16 protein-coding genes are annotated in these 14,248 nt (G+C 72.2%); 9 read left to right on the top strand and 7 right to left on the bottom strand.

The window, feature by feature from the left end:
* Window positions 1–5 precede the first annotated feature (5 nt).
* Genes LB823_RS10970 through LB823_RS10960 form a run of 3 tightly spaced genes read left to right on the top strand, consistent with a single transcriptional unit; the run spans window position 6 to window position 3,855 of the window.
* Window positions 6–1,568 (top strand): amidohydrolase, encoded by a 1,563-nt coding sequence (locus LB823_RS10970; RefSeq protein ID WP_224647116.1) that lies wholly within the window; start codon window positions 6–8, stop codon window positions 1,566–1,568.
* Window positions 1,565–3,100, top strand: a complete 1,536-nt coding sequence (lnt, locus tag LB823_RS10965; RefSeq protein WP_224647115.1) for an apolipoprotein N-acyltransferase — start codon at window positions 1,565–1,567, stop codon at window positions 3,098–3,100. The genes LB823_RS10970 and lnt overlap by 4 nt, the downstream gene beginning before the upstream one ends.
* A complete protein-coding gene (locus tag LB823_RS10960) occupies window positions 3,097–3,855 on the top strand; it encodes a polyprenol monophosphomannose synthase (RefSeq protein WP_224647114.1) in 759 nt (252 codons plus the stop codon). Before lnt ends, LB823_RS10960 begins: the two co-directional genes overlap by 4 nt.
* A gap of 68 nt (window positions 3,856–3,923) precedes the next feature.
* On the opposite strand, the gene LB823_RS10955 is transcribed toward LB823_RS10960, so the two are convergent.
* Window positions 3,924–4,259, bottom strand: a complete 336-nt coding sequence (locus tag LB823_RS10955; RefSeq protein ID WP_068534369.1) for an RNA polymerase-binding protein RbpA — start codon at window positions 4,257–4,259, stop codon at window positions 3,924–3,926.
* Between the two features lie 65 nt (window positions 4,260–4,324).
* Here LB823_RS10955 and LB823_RS10950 point away from each other — a divergent pair, with 65 nt between their 5' ends.
* Genes LB823_RS10950 through LB823_RS10935 form a run of 4 tightly spaced genes read left to right on the top strand, consistent with a single transcriptional unit; the run spans window position 4,325 to window position 6,820 of the window.
* Window positions 4,325–4,660, top strand: coding sequence for a hypothetical protein (locus tag LB823_RS10950; RefSeq protein ID WP_224647113.1), 336 nt, complete (start codon window positions 4,325–4,327; stop codon window positions 4,658–4,660).
* A 29-nt stretch (window positions 4,661–4,689) separates the two neighbouring features.
* A complete protein-coding gene (locus LB823_RS10945) occupies window positions 4,690–5,502 on the top strand; it encodes a hypothetical protein (protein ID WP_224647111.1) in 813 nt (270 codons plus the stop codon).
* Window positions 5,484–6,110: a CPBP family intramembrane glutamic endopeptidase gene (locus LB823_RS24045; RefSeq protein WP_224647110.1), complete on the top strand. Its 627-nt coding sequence runs from the start codon at window positions 5,484–5,486 to the stop codon at window positions 6,108–6,110. Before LB823_RS10945 ends, LB823_RS24045 begins: the two co-directional genes overlap by 19 nt.
* 38 nt (window positions 6,111–6,148) lie before the next feature.
* Window positions 6,149–6,820 carry a L,D-transpeptidase gene (locus LB823_RS10935; RefSeq protein WP_224647108.1) on the top strand — a complete coding sequence of 224 codons (672 nt, stop codon included), beginning with the start codon at window positions 6,149–6,151 and terminating at the stop codon, window positions 6,818–6,820.
* A 91-nt stretch (window positions 6,821–6,911) separates the two neighbouring features.
* Here the strand turns inward: LB823_RS10935 and LB823_RS10930 are convergent, their stop codons facing one another.
* Window positions 6,912–8,396 (bottom strand): NAD(P)/FAD-dependent oxidoreductase, encoded by a 1,485-nt coding sequence (locus LB823_RS10930; protein ID WP_224647106.1) that lies wholly within the window; start codon window positions 8,394–8,396, stop codon window positions 6,912–6,914.
* Window positions 8,397–8,517: 121 nt separating this feature from the next.
* Window positions 8,518–8,997 carry a Rieske (2Fe-2S) protein gene (locus tag LB823_RS10925; RefSeq protein WP_224647189.1) on the bottom strand — a complete coding sequence of 160 codons (480 nt, stop codon included), beginning with the start codon at window positions 8,995–8,997 and terminating at the stop codon, window positions 8,518–8,520.
* A gap of 29 nt (window positions 8,998–9,026) precedes the next feature.
* Between LB823_RS10925 and LB823_RS10920 the strand changes: the two genes are divergently transcribed.
* Complete coding sequence (locus LB823_RS10920) at window positions 9,027–9,512, top strand: DUF2231 domain-containing protein (protein WP_224647104.1); 486 nt, start codon at window positions 9,027–9,029, stop codon at window positions 9,510–9,512.
* 30 nt (window positions 9,513–9,542) lie between these two features.
* On the opposite strand, the gene LB823_RS10915 is transcribed toward LB823_RS10920, so the two are convergent.
* Both LB823_RS10915 and LB823_RS10910 read right to left on the bottom strand, forming a co-directional pair.
* Window positions 9,543–10,061 (bottom strand): gamma carbonic anhydrase family protein, encoded by a 519-nt coding sequence (locus LB823_RS10915; RefSeq protein ID WP_224647102.1) that lies wholly within the window; start codon window positions 10,059–10,061, stop codon window positions 9,543–9,545.
* Window positions 10,062–10,072: 11 nt separating this feature from the next.
* Window positions 10,073–10,795, bottom strand: a complete 723-nt coding sequence (locus LB823_RS10910; protein WP_224647101.1) for a VIT family protein — start codon at window positions 10,793–10,795, stop codon at window positions 10,073–10,075.
* A 27-nt stretch (window positions 10,796–10,822) separates the two neighbouring features.
* Between LB823_RS10910 and LB823_RS10905 the strand changes: the two genes are divergently transcribed.
* Complete coding sequence (locus tag LB823_RS10905; protein WP_224647100.1) at window positions 10,823–11,980, top strand: iron-containing alcohol dehydrogenase; 1,158 nt, start codon at window positions 10,823–10,825, stop codon at window positions 11,978–11,980.
* On the opposite strand, the gene LB823_RS10900 is transcribed toward LB823_RS10905, so the two are convergent.
* On the bottom strand, window positions 11,977–13,365 hold the full coding sequence (locus tag LB823_RS10900; protein ID WP_224647099.1) for a hypothetical protein: 1,389 nt from the start codon (window positions 13,363–13,365) through the stop codon (window positions 11,977–11,979). The genes LB823_RS10905 and LB823_RS10900 overlap by 4 nt on opposite strands.
* 182 nt (window positions 13,366–13,547) lie before the next feature.
* The gene (locus LB823_RS10895) at window positions 13,548–14,183 is read right to left on the bottom strand and encodes a DUF305 domain-containing protein (protein ID WP_224647097.1); all 636 of its coding nucleotides are present in this window, start codon (window positions 14,181–14,183) and stop codon (window positions 13,548–13,550) included.
* Between the last annotated feature and the right edge of the window lie 65 nt (window positions 14,184–14,248).

Here is a 14,248-nt window from a genome sequence, read left to right as displayed (position 1 = left end):
CCTTCGTGACCACCGAACTGCTCGTCGGCGGGCGGATCTACACGCCCACGTCCACCACCGCCACTGCGATCGCCGTCGAGAACGGGGTGATCGGCTGGATCGGGGAGGATCGCGCGGCGCGGGCCCTGCACCCGGACGCGCAGGTCACCGACCTCGCCGGCGCCTTCGTCGCGCCCGCCTTCGTCGACACCCACGTGCACGTGACCGCGACGGGCCTCGCGCTCACCGGCCCCGACCTCACCGGCGGGCTCGACGCCGTCCGCGCGGCGCTCTCCGGCGCCTCCGGCGACACCGTGATCGCCCGCGGATGGGACGACACCACCTGGGAACGCCCGCTGCAGCGCACCGACCTCGACGAGCACCGCGTGATCTACGCGGCCCGCATCGACGAGCACTCCGCGCAGGCCAGCACCGCGCTGCGCGCCCTCGTGCCCGGCCTGGACGGCCTCGCCGGCTTCTCGCCCGACGGTCCGCTCACCGCCGCCGCGCACCACGCCGTCCGCGCGGCCGCCACCGACGCTCTCACCGACGCGCAGATCACCGCCGCCCAGACCGCCGCCCTCGACGCCGCCGCGGCTGCCGGCATCGCCGCCGTCCACGAGTGCGGCGGGCCCGACATCGCGGGGGAGCGCGACTTCACTCTCCTCGGCGCCCTCGAGCACGGCGTCCACGTGCGCCGCTACTGGGGCGAGGCCGCCCGCGACGCCGACCACGCCCGCGCGATCATCTACCGCACCGGGGCGGACGGCCTGGCCGGCGACCTCTTCGTCGACGGATCGCTCGGCAGCCGCACCGCCCTGCTGCACGCGCCGTATGCGGACGTACCGTCGACCGGCGTCGCCTACCTCGACCAGGACGCCGTCACCGCGCACGTCCTGGCCTGCACCCGAGCCCGGATCCAGGCAGGCTTCCACGCCATCGGCGACGCGGCGGTCGCCCGGGTGGTCGCCGCGTTCGCGGCGGCCGTCGACGCCTTCGGCGGGCCGCGGGTCGCCTCCTGCGGGCACCGGATCGAGCACGCGGAGATGGTCACGCCGGACGAGGCCGCGAAGCTGGGCGACTGGGGCGTCAACGCCTCGATGCAGCCGCAGTTCGACGCCCTGTGGGGCGGCCCCGACGGGATGTACGCGCGCCGCCTCGGCGCGGAGCGCGCCGCGACCCTCAACGACTTCGCCCTGCTCGCGAAGAACGCCGTGCCGCTCGCCTTCTCCTCGGACTCGCCCGTCACCCCGCTCGATCCCTGGGCCACCCTGCGTGCCGCGACGCAGCACCACACGCCGGGCAGCGCTGTCTCGCCCCGCGCCGCGTTCGCCGCCGCCACCCGCGGCGCCTGGCGCGCCGGGGGAGTCCGCGACGGCGTCGCCGGGACCCTGGTCCCCGGCGCGCCCGCGACGTTCGCGGTATGGGACGCCGACGAGCTGGTGGTCCGCGCACCGTCGGACGCCGTGCAGCGCTGGTCGACCGACCCCCGCGCCGGCGTCGCGCCGCTGCCCGACCTCGCGCCCGGCGCCCGCCTGCCGCGCTGCCTGCGCACCGTGGTCGACGGCCGGACGGTGTTCGCGGCGTGACACTCCTGGTCCGCGGGGGAGCCGCGCTGCTCGCCGGCGTCGCGCTGTTCTTCGCCTTCCCGCCCGCGGGCCTGTGGTGGCTCGCCCCGGTCGGCGTCGCGGCGCTCGTCGCCGTGCTCGCCACCCGCGAGCGCCCGACACTCCGCGGCGGCTTCGGGTACGGCCTCCTCGCCGGTCTGGGCCTGTTCATCCCGCTGCTCAAGTGGATCGACTCCATGGTGGGCGCACTTCCGTGGATCGGCCTCGGGATCACCTGCGCCCTCTACTACGGCGCCTTCGGGCTGATCGCGACGCGCGTGGCCCGCGCCCCCGGCGGCCCCGTGTGGGTCGCGGCGGCGTTCGCCGTGACCGAGTGGGCCCGCGCCTCCTTCCCCTTCGGCGGCTTCCCGTGGGGCCGGCTCGCCTTCAGCCAGGCCGACGGTCCGCTGCTCGCCCTCGCTCGGTACATCGGCGCGCCGGGCCTGTCGTTCGTGGTGGCACTGCTCGGCGCGGCCCTCGCCGCCGCGGGCGTCGCGGCGTACCGTCGCGCGGACCGTCGGACGTTCCTGCTGCCCGCGGCCGCGGCCGCCCTCGTCGCGATCGGCGCGGCGGCGGCGTGGCCGGCCGTCGGCGCGCCGTCGGCGGGGCGCGAGGTGACCATCGCCGCGATCCAGGGGAACGTGCCGGAGCAGCGCTGGGACGTCGCGACCCAGCGGGAGGCCGTGCTCACCAACCACCTGACCGAGACGCACCGACTCGCGACCGAGGTCCGGGAGGGCCGGCAGAAACAGCCCGACGTGGTGATCTGGCCGGAGAACTCCTCGGACGTCTCCCCGGAACGCGACCCGGACGTCGCGGCCCGGATCCGCGCGGCGGCCGCCGACGTGGGCGCCCCCATCCTGGTCGGCACCGTGCACTACGACGGCACCGGCCGCTACTACAACAGCATGATCCTCATCGACGCGAGCGGCCCGCTGGAGCGGCACGACAAGGCGATCCTGCAGCCCTTCGGCGAAACCATGCCGATGAGGGACTTCTTCCGCCTGTTCAGCGACTACGTCGACCTCGCGAACGATTTCACCCCGGGCAGCGGGCCGGGCGTGGTGCGCCCGAACGGCGTCCCGCTCGGCGTCGCCACCTGCTACGAGGTGGCCTTCGACCGGGCGCTGCGCGGCTCCGTCGAGAACGGCGCGCAGGTGCTCACCGTGCCCACCAACAACGCCACCTTCGGCCGCACCGGGATGACCTACCAGCAGCTCGGCATGTCCCGCGTCCGGGCCGTCGAGCTGGACCGCGACGTGGTGGTCGCGGCCACCACCGGGGTGAGCGCCCTGGTGCGCCCCGACGGCGAGGTGACCCGGCAGACGAGCATCTGGACCAACGACCACCTCGTCGAGACGATCCGCCTGCGCGACGGCCTCACCCCTGCCGCGCGACTGGGGGATTGGGGCGAGGTGGCACTGCTCGTGGCCACCCTCTGCGGAATCGCGATGGCGATAAGGCACGATGGAGGTCTGTTTCAGCCCCGCCCACGGACCGAGGAACCTGCATGAGTGAGACGTCAGCGCCGTCGTCGAAGACGCTGGTGATCATCCCCACGTACAACGAGCTGGAGAACCTGCCGCTCATCGTGGGCCGGCTGCACCGCGCGCAGCCCGGTGTCGACGTGCTCGTGGTCGACGACAACAGCCCCGACGGGACCGGCGACCTCGCCGACTCGTTGGCGGCCGAGGATCCCCGGATCCACGTGCTGCACCGGGCCGAGAAGAACGGCCTCGGCGGCGCCTACATCGCGGGCTTCAAGTGGGCCCTGGAGCGCGACTACCGCGTCATCGTCGAGATGGACGCCGACGGCTCGCACGCCCCGGAGCAGCTCGAGCGGCACCTCGCCGCGGTCGACGCCGGCGCCGACCTGGTGATCGGCTCGCGGTACGTCTTCGGCGGCAAGACGGTGAACTGGCCGCTCTCGCGCCAGCTGATCTCCCGCGGCGGCAACGTGTACAGCCAGGTCATGCTGGGCACCCGTATCCGCGACATCACCGGCGGCTACAAGGCCTTCCGCCGCGAGACCCTGGAGGGCCTCGGCCTCGACGAGGTCGAGTCGCTGGGCTACAGCTTCCAGATCGACCTGACCTGGCGCGCCGTGCAGGCCGGCTTCACCGTGGTCGAGGTGCCCATCACCTTCACCGAGCGGGTGATCGGCGACTCGAAGATGAGCGGCTCGATCTTCAAGGAGGCGGCCACCCTGGTGCCGAAGTGGGGCTTCCGGGCCCGCAAGCGCAAGCTGCAGAAGCTGCGCGGCAAGTAGGACCGCAGGAACGCCGAAGGGCCCCGGATCACTCCGGGGCCCTTCGCGTTCGTCGGACGTACCTCGCGTTACTTACCGCGCCGCGCCTTGAGCAGGTCCAGCCGCTCCTTGAGGAGCTCCTCGAGCTCGCCCTCGGACCGCCGCTCGAGCAGCATGTCCCAGTGCGTGCGCGGCGGCTTCGCCTTCTTCTCCTCGGGTGCGACCCCGTCGATCAGGGTGCCCTCGAGCCCGTTCTTGCACAGCCAGGTGCCGGGGAGCTCGGCGTCGTCCGCGAACGGGACGTCGAACTCCTCACCGTTGTCCGTGCGGTACCGCGCCACCCGGCGCGGAGCGAGGTCGTGGTCCCGATCCGTCTCATAGCTCACCGCGCCAAGGCGGCTGCCCCGTAGAACTCGATCTGCCATGCTTCTCCCAACCTCATGCCTACGCCGAACATTCCCAGTCTACCCGGTTCACTAGACTGCGGCCCATGACCACCGCTCGCCGTCGCAGGTCCGCCGCATGTGCGTGGTGCGGGCGCGAGGTGGTCTCCGAGGGGCCGGGCCGCACCCGCAAGTACTGCCGCCGGTCCTGCCGGCAGCGCGCCTACGAGTCCCGCAACGCCCTCGCCGGTACCTCGTTGCCTCCGGATTCCGTGGTCCTCACCGCGGACGAGGCCGAGTCGGTCGGGGAGCGTATGTTCGAGGTGAGATGCGCCGCGGAGGACGTGCGGACCGCCATCGCCGAGGGCGCCGAGCCGGCCGAACTCGCCGAGCTCGCGGACCGGCTCGTCGAGACCGCGCGCGCCGCAGAACGCCTGCGCTGACCACGCGCCGAACCACGAGAGGGAAGTCGATGACCCACGCCCGGACGCGGTTCGCCGCAGTGCTCCTCGCGATGCTGCTCGCCGTCGCGTCGTGCGCGTCGGACAAGCCCACCCCGGTGATCTCGCAGGAGCCCGCGCCGCCCGCGCCCGCGGCGCTGCCCGCGGACTGGAACGAGTCGACGGTCCAGGTGCCCGTGAGCGCGGGCGCCGCCGTCTACGTCTCGCCGCGCAATCCGCAGCGACTGCGCGCCGCGCTGATCCTCGCCGGGTCCGACCGGGCCGGGCAGATCGCCGCGCGCGAGCTCTCGGTGATGCTCGCCCAGCACGGCGTGGCCTCGCTGCGGTTCGACGGCGCACCGTCGGACGCCCCGGACTACGCGGCCCAGCTGGACCGCGCGGGGAAGGGCCTCACGGCGCTCGCCGAGCGGTCCGGCCTGGGCGACGACCGGCTGCTGGCCGTCGGGCACGGTGCGTCGGCGGCCCTGACGCTCGCGCTGGGCACCGGCGCCACCGGACGCGCTGCCGTGCCGATGGCCCTCATCGAGCCCGTGCTGACCGGCCTGCCCGCGGGGACGCCCGACGTACTGCGCACCGCGATGACCCTGCCGCCGCAGAAGCACAACATCGTCACCTGCTCGGACGCGGACGTCGCGGTCGACTGCTCCGCCACGCAGGACCTCGCCGACGTGATGACCGGCACCCACGCGAACTACGTGCGGCTGCGCGGCGTGAGCCACGCCCTGCAGGAGGACGCCTCCCGCGATCCGGCGCGCTACGGAAGCGACCTGCCCTTCTCCGCCACGCTGTTCCGCTCGCTCGGCTCGTGGGTGACGATGCAGTGACCCGGGCTCGGCGGGGAGCACCCGCGCTGGCGGCGGGCGCCGCGGTGGCGTGGTCCAACGCGGCGCTGCCGCGCCTCGCGGACCGGTTCGGCTGGAACCGGGACGCCCGCTCGGCGGCGACGCTCGCCTTCTGCGCCGCGGACGCCGCCCTCGCCCGGTCGCACGTCCCGACGGCGGCCGGCGTCGTCGCCGGGGGAGCGCTCGCCGGGGCGGGTCTGGCCCTCGTCCGGCCCGTGCGGCGGGAGGCACCGTCGAACCGGGCGAAGTGGGTCCTCGTGGACATCCCGCTGGGCACCGCGCTGCCGGAGGAACTGCTCTTCCGCGGGTCGCTGACGCCGGCGCTGGAGGCCGCCTACGGCCGACGGGCGGGCGCCGTGGCGGGGCCGCTGACGTTCGGTTTGTGGCACGTCGGCGCAGCGCACAGCGCTCACGACCCCGTCCTTCCGACAATCGGCGTCACCGCGGGCTTCGGGGCCCTGATGGACGCCCTCGCGCGACGAACCGGCAGGTGGTGGCCCTGCTTCGTGGTCCATTGGATGCTGAACGCGAGCGGTGTGATCCTCAGCTCAGGTTCAGGGATTTCTTCACCTGAGGCCCTGGACCCGTAGAATCGTGCGCAAAGCTTGATACCGCAGGAGGAACAACGATGACTGACCGGAACCTCGGTCCCACCGGCGTCGACCGGCGCGGCTTCGCACGCCTGGGCGCGGGCGCCGCAGCGGCGATCGTCGCCGCGACGGCCTCCGCGGCCGTCGCGGGCGCAGCGCCCACCACCCCGTCGCGCCCGACCACCCCGCGCCCGGCCACGCCGCGGCCCACCGGCCCGTCCACGCCCTCGGGCGCCACCGAGACGAGCACGACCGTCGCGGCCTCGCCGGAGCCTCCCGTCGCGACCAAGACCGGCTGGGTCGCCCTCGCGGACGACAACACCAAGCAGATCACCGTGTGGCACGACGGCGAGGTCGTCAAGACCATGCCGACGTCCTTCGGCACCAACAAGCACCCCACGCCGAACGGCACGTACTACACCATGGAGAAGAAGCGCGACATGTACATGGACTCGTCCACGTACGGCGTGCCGGTCGACTCGCCGGAGGGCTACCGCACCTACGTCGAGTACGCCACGCGCATGTCCTGGAGCGGCATCTTCGTGCACGCCGCCCCGTGGTCGGTGAACCAGCAGGGCGTCTCCAACGTGAGCCACGGCTGCCTCAACGTGAGCACGGCCAACGGCAAGTACTTCTACGACAACTTCCCGATCGGCTCGCCGATCGTGGTGCGCAACACCGTCGGCGGCACCTACGTGCAGGGCTCGTAGGCCCCTTCCCGGAGGGCCTCCCGGCCCGCACACGACGAATGAACCCGCCCCCTCTGGAGGGGGCGGGTTCTCTCGGTTCCGGGTCAGGCGATCAGACGCCGGCCTTCGACGCCGCCGCGACGGTGCCGAACTTCAGCTCGGGGGCGTCGACGCGCGAGCGCTGGTAGTCCAGCGAGTCCAGCACGAAGTTGTGCCGGATCATCCACGGCTGCTCCGTGGCGGCCTTGGGCATCGCGTCGGGCGACCGCTGCACGTAGCCCGAGCTCAGGTCGAGCGCGGGGTGCTCGGTCAGCACCTTGCCGCCGACCTGCGGCTCGACGTGCGTGTAGCCCTTGACCACCATGTGGTTGAGCAGGCGCGCGATGCCGCGGGCCGAGATGTCGGCGCGCAGCGTCCACGAGTTGTTGGTGTAGCCGATGATGAACGCGAAGTTCGGCACGCCCTCGAGCATGTAGCCGTTGTACGCGAACTTGTCGTTGGGCTTGATCGGGGCGCCGTCGACGTTGACCTCGACGCCGCCGAAGGCCAGCAGCTGCAGGCCGGTCGCGGTGATCACGATGTCGGCCTCGAGCTCGCGGCCCGAGGTCAGGCGGATGCCCTTCTCGGTGAAGGTCTCGATGGTGTCGGTGACCACCTCGGCCTTGCCGTCCTTGATCGTCTTGAACAGGTCGCCGTTCGGGACGACGCAGAGGCGCTGGTCCCAGGGCTCGTACTTCGGCTTGAAGTGGACGTCCACGTCGTAGCCCTCGGGCAGCATGGCCTGGTTGAGCTTGCGCAGGAACTTGCGCGAGGTCTTCGGGAACGACCGTGCGAGGACGTACTGGCCGACGTTGATCACGGCGTTCACGTTGCGCGTGATGTTGTGCGAGACGGTCGCCGGGAGCACCTTCGCGCCGAACATCGTCAGCGGGTCGGCGTTGGGGACCGGCAGCACGTACGTGGGGGAGCGCTGCAGCATGGTGATGTGCTCGACGTCGTCGGCCATCGACGGGATCAGGGTGATGGCGGTGGCGCCGGACCCGATGACCACGACCTTCTTGTCCTTGTAGTCGAGGTCCTCGGGCCAGTGCTGCGGGTGCACGATCTGGCCCTGGAACCGGTCCACGCCGGGGAAGGGCGGCTCGTAGCCCGCCTCGTAGTTGTAGTAGCCGGTGCACGCCACGAGGAAGCGCGACTGGTACACGACCTGCTCGCCGTCGCGCTCCGCCGTGACGGACCACAGGTCGGTACGCGAGTCGAAGTCGACGGTGCCGACCTTGGTGTTGAAGCTGATGTTCTTGGTGATGCCGAACTTCGCGGCGGCCTCTTCGATGTAGGCCTTGATCTCCGGGCCGCTGGCGAGGCGGTTGGTGCCCTTCCACGGGAGGAAGGGGTAGCTGAGGCTGAAGATGTCGGAATCGGAGCGGATACCGGGGTACTTGAACAGGTCCCAGGTGCCGCCCATCTCGGCGCGCTGCTCGAGAACGGCGTAGCTGAAGTGCGGGACCTCGTTCGACACGCGGTAGGCGGTGTCGATGCCGGCGAGACCGGCGCCCACGATGAGCACGTCCTTGTAGATCGCCTCGGGATTGGCCACGGGAGTCTCCTCGTCGAAGTGGTGACGGTCCCGGCGGTGGCTGCCTACTGAGACCAATTCAATAACGTTCCCGCCATGCTACAACGCGGTAGCTTGCGGGTCTACGTCTATCACCCCGGCGTCACCCGACGACGAGGTTCTCCCCGTCGCGGCGCACGGGGACCGAGGCCAGCGCCGTTTTCGCGGGCCCGCCCTCGACCGCGCCCGTGCCGCCGTTGAACTTGCTCCCGTGCGCCGGGCACTGCAGGGACAGGCCGTCCTGCGCCGCCACGGTCACGCCCTGATGGGTGCACGCGGCGTCGAAGGCGACGAACGCTCCGTCGGTGGGCTGGGCGACCACGTAGGGCTTCGCGCCCGCGATCACCACGGCGCTCCCGACGGGCACCTGGGCAACGGGGATCCGGGCGCCGCCGCCCGGCGCCGTGCCGCCGCCGGAGGTGCCGTTCGACGAGGTGTCGTTCGCTGGAGTGGAGCCCGACGAGGAGTCGTCGGTCTTCGAGGTCGTTCCACAGGCCACCGCGACGGGCAGGATCGCGATACCGGGAAGGGCCGCGAGCACCGCGCGCCGCGTGGGGCAGAAGGTTGGCTGAGTTGTCTGCATCACAGGGTCCACTCTGCCAGCATTGATGCGTGCTCACCGAGATCGCGGGAATTCCGAGTCATCCGCTGTTGGTCCATGCCGCGGTGGTCCTGTTGCCACTCGCCGCGCTGGCCCTCGTCGTCGCCGCGTGGTGGCCCTCGGCCCGCGCCCGGTTGGGCGTCGGATTGCCCGTGTTGGCGCTGGTCGCGGCGCTGGCGTGCTACCTCGCGAAGGAGTCGGGGGAGAAGCTGGAGCAGCGCCCGTCGATGGAGGGGATGCGCGAGCAGATCGCGGGCCACGAGACCCAGGGGACGGCCACGTTCCTGTGGTCGCTGGCGTTGCTCGTCGTCGCGGTCCTGGTGTGGGCCGGGTCCAGCCCGGCGGTCGCCTCCCGCGCCTCCGGGGCGACGGTGCTGTCCGGTCGCGCGGGGTCCGTCGTGTTGGGCGTGCTGTCGACGGTCGCCGCCGCCGCGTGCATCTGGGGCGTGATCGCCGCCGGGCACTCCGGCGCGACGATGGTGTGGTCCGGACTCTGAGTCGCCCGGCCTCGGCCCGACGGGTCCGAGCTACGCCGGTCCGGTCTGCGTCGCGTGGGCCTGCGTGAGGAACTGGTAGCCGGCCGCGTTCGCGGTGATCCCGGCGCGCTCGTCCTCGGACAGCTCGCGCCGCACCTTGGCGGGCACCCCCGCGACCATCGAGCCGGGCGGCACCTCCATCCCCTGGGGGACCAGCGCGTTGGCGGCGATCAGGCTGCCGGCGCCGATCACCGCGCCGTTGAGCACGACCGCGCCCATCCCGATGAGCACGTCGTCGCCGACGGTGCAGCCGTGCACCACGGCGTTGTGTCCGATGGACACCCGCTCGCCGACGGTCAGCGGGAAGCCCGGGTCGGCGTGCATCGCCACGCCGTCCTGGACGTTGCTGTTCTCGCCGATGACGATGGGCGTCGTGTCGCCGCGGACCACGGCGCTGTAGAACACCCCGACGCCCGGCCCGAGCTCCACGTCGCCCACGACGGTGGCGGTCTCGGCCACCCACGCCGTCTCGGCGATGCGGGGCGTCTTGTCTGCGAACCGAGCGATCACTCGCGGCCTCCTCAGGCGATTCCAGTGGTGCCGAGGAGCTTACCCACGGCGTAGGTGACGGCCATCGCGATGAGGCCGCCGATCACGACGCGAGCCGTCGCGCGCCGGACGTCCGCGTCGCCCAGCCGCGCGGAGACGTAGCCGGTGAGCGCGAGCCCCACCAGCACGGCCAGCACGATGGCGAGGATCCGCTGCCCCTCGATGAGCGAGGCCAGGATCGGGATGCTCGCGCCCACGCTGAACGAGACGGCCGAGGACAACGCCGCCGCGACCGGACTTGTGAGGTTCTCCTCGTCGATGCCGAGCTCGGCGTCGAGGTGCGCCTGCAGCGGGTCGTTCGCCGTGAGCTCCTCGGCGACGAGGCGCGCCGTCGTGGGGGAGAGCCCCTTCTGCCGGTAGATCTGCTCCAGCTCGGCGAACTCGTCGTCGGGCATCTCCTTGAGCTCGGCCTTCTCCTTGGCGATGAGCGCGACCTCGGTGTCGCGCTGCGTGCTCACCGAGACGTACTCGCCGAGCGCCATCGACACCGCACCCGCGGTGAGGCCCGCGATGCCCGCGGTGAGGATCGCCGAGGACTCGCCGGTGGCCGCGGCCACGCCGATGACGATGCCCGCCGTCGAGATCAGCCCGTCGTTCGCGCCGAGCACGCCCGCCCGCAGCCAGTTGAGACGGTCCCCGATCGCGGCGTGGTGCGGCTCGAATTCGTGTGTGCCTTCACCGATCTGCTCAGCCATGGGAAGGAGTCTAGGTACGTTCGTGGCATGACTGCAGCGCAGATAGGACTTCCCCGTCGGCTCGCGGTCGGAGGGGGCGCACTCGCCGACTCCGGCCGCCTGGTCCGGGACCTCGGCTTCTCCCGACCGGTGGTCGTGACGGACGCCTTCCTCTCCGCGCAGGGCACCGTCGCGCGGCTGGTCGCGGCCCTGACCGACGCCGGCTGCGAGGTGTCGGTTTTCGACCGCACGGTGCCCGACCCGACCACCGATTCGCTCGCGCCCGGCCTCGCCGTTGTCCGCGAGCACGGCGCGGACTGCGTCATCGGACTCGGCGGCGGCAGCCCCCTGGACACGGCGAAGGCCCTCGCGGTGCTCGCCGCGGGCGGCGGCACGATGCGGGACTACAAGGCCCCGACGGTCACCGTCGGGCCCGCGCTCCCGGTGATCGCGATCCCGACGACGGCCGGCAGCGGCAGCGAGGCCACGCAGTTCAGCATCATCACCGACAGCGCCAGCGACGAGAAGATGCTCTGCCCGGGGCCGGCGTTCCTGCCGGTCGCGGCGATCGTCGACTACGAGCTCACCCTGTCGATGCCCGCGCGGCTCACGGCGGACACCGGCGTGGACGCCCTCACCCACGCGATCGAGGCGTACGTCAGCCGCAAGGCGAATCCGTTCGCCGACGGCTTCGCCCTCACCGCGATCTCGACGATCTCCGCCAACATCCGGGCCGTCTACGCCGACGGTGCCGACCGCCCGGCCCGCGAGGCGATGATGCTCGCCGCCACGCAGGCCGGTGTCGCCTTCTCGAACAGCTCGGTCGCGCTCGTGCACGGCATGAGCCGGCCGATCGGGGCGCATTTCCATGTGGCGCACGGACTGTCGAACGCGATGCTGCTGCCCGCGGTGATGCGCTTCTCCGTCGGCGCGGCGCCGGCCCGCTACGCGGACTGCGCCCGGGCGTACGGGCTGGCGGGCGACTCCGACCAGGCCCTCGCACAGGCGCTCGTCGGCGAGATCGAGCAGCTCTGCGCCAACCTGGCGGTGCCCACGCCGCGCGCGTACGGCATCGACAAGGCGCGGTGGGACGAGCTGGCCCCACTCATGGCGGAGCAGGCCCTGGCGTCGGGCTCGCCCGGCAACAACCCGCGCGTCCCCGACGCCGCCGAGATCGTCGCCCTGTACGACGAGGTCTACGGCTAGGCGGCGGTCTCCGCCGCGGCGCTCGTGGCCTGCTCGGTCGCGTCGGGCTCGGAGACCTCGGGCGCCGGGGTCTCCGACGGTGCGACCTCGGTGGACGGGGCCTCGGGCGCGGGGGTCTCGGCCGGCGGGTCCGAGGGGGTCGACGGGACCGAGCCACCGGTGACCGGCTCCGGCGTCGCGCCCGGCTCGGTCGGGGGAGTCGACGGTGCGGGCACCGCGGCCGTCGCCTGCTCCGTCGGCGCCACCGGCTCGACCGCGGGCGTCGTCATGAGCTCGCTGCTCGCGACCAGCTCGGCGACGGTGACCGCGTCGGGCCGTGCGGCGCCGTGCCGTGCGGGCGACGCGGCCCGGTCGTCCGGCGAGGAGACGGGCAGTCCGGGAATCAGGCCGGAGTCACCGGGCTCGGGCACCGGAATCAGTGCGTTCAGGAGCTGGTCGAACTCCTTCGGCACGTCGATGCCGTTGCGGCGCAGCATCCAACCCCACGGATTCTCGCCCGTGTCGATCGACACCCACGTCGTGTTGTCCTCGGTCCACGTCCGCTTGACGGTGCCGTTCGCGTAGGTCTCGACGGTGACGGTGTTGCCGTTGCGGGTCTCGGTGCGGGTGCCGACGGGCGTCTCGGGAGTTGATCCCGGCGTGAAGGCCTCGCCGGTGGTCGGGGAGTAGCGGCCGATGTTCTCCGCGGTGTAAACGGTGCCGTGCATCAGGAAGCCCGGCGGGAAGTAGAACGCGGCGATCAGGGGGTTGACGCCCATCCCGCAGCCGAAATCGCCCTTGACGCAGATGCTGACCACCGTCGCGCCGGACGCGCCGTCGTTGCGGACGGGGCCGTTGTGGAGACCCGGGATCCCCGCGGGAATCAGGTTCCACGCACCGGAGCGGATGAAGCTCGGGCTGCCCTGCTCGATGACGGTGATTCCCGCGGACCCGCCGGACGGCAGCGGGTGATCCTTTCCGTACCGCAGCACCGCGAGGCCCACGACGTCGGCGCCCTGGGAGATCGTGTAGATCACGACCTCCTCGTTCGGGTCCTGCTTCGCCGCGGTGATCGCGTCGACGGTGGCCGCCGCGCCGATGTCGTTCGACTGCGCGTAGGTGTGCTTGCCGTCGCTGCTGAGGGCGAAGCCGGGGAAGCCGATGCCGAAGACGGCGGGGTGCTGGACGAAGACCGGCGCGGGGCCGGTGTAGTCGCGCCCGATCCGGGCCCACTGGTCCTTGCCGGTCGGATCGCTGGCCCCGCCGACGACGATGATCGTCTTGGCCGCGACCTGCGCGAGGAAATCCGCACCGCCGCCGGTGAGGGCGAGCACGCCCGCGAGACCTGTTCCCGCCGCCGCGAGTGCGATCGGCCGGGGCTTGCGGAGGGCATGCCTCGCTGTCATCAGTTGCTCGCTTTCTCGAAGCAATGACGTGGGTCGTCGGTGCGCTGCTGATTGTGCCCGAAAATCGTTCCGGTGGAATGATTTCGTCGGATCTCACGGGAGGGCGACAGCGGCCCCGCCGTCCAGCGCGACGGCCGCCGCCCGCTGATCGCGGGCGACGGCCGTGACGACGCCGCTGTCGGCTATGCCAGGAGCTTCTCCATGCGGGCGATCTCCGCCTGCTGGCCGCTCTTGATCTGCTCGGCGAGCTTCCGGTTCTCCGGATTGACGCCCTTCGCGAGCTCGGTGTCGGCCATGGCGATGGCGCCCTTGTGGTGGGCGATCATCATCGTGAGCCACTCGCGGTCGAACTCGGCGCCGCGGAGGGTGCCGAGCCTCTCCATCTGCGCGGGCGTCATCATCCCGTCCATGGCGTGCTCCATGGTGGCGTTGGGGGCGGGCTTGCCCCACTGCGCGAGCAGGCGGGTGAAAGCGTCCATCTCGGGCTGCTGCGCGCCCTGGACCTCGGCGGCGAGCTCGACGACCTCCGGGCGTGCCCCCTTGCCCTCGACGAGCTTGGCCATCTCGACGGCCTGGGCGTGGTGCGGGTACATCATCGTGGCGAAGTCGACGTCGGCGTCGTTGAACTGCGCGGTGACCGCACTGCTCGACGGGGCCGACGAGCCCATGCTGTGGCCGGCGTGGTCGGCGGCGCCGGTGGCGGTGGTGCTCGACGCGGCGGTCTCGGTCGACGCGCCGGTGGTGCACGCGCCGATCAGGGACGCACCGACGGCGACGGCGGACAGCATGGTGGCGATACGGATACGTGAAACGGTCATGGTTGTTCCCTCTACGGGTCTCGGAGTCTTCTGATGGGTCGGCTCAGCGCGCCGCGGCCGGGCGG

This window comes from Tsukamurella sp. M9C, assembly GCF_020169415.1.
Classification (GTDB): Bacteria; Actinomycetota; Actinomycetes; order Mycobacteriales; family Mycobacteriaceae; genus Tsukamurella.
Note: the sequence above shows the minus strand (reverse complement) of the source record. Positions and strands in the feature narration are given on the sequence as shown.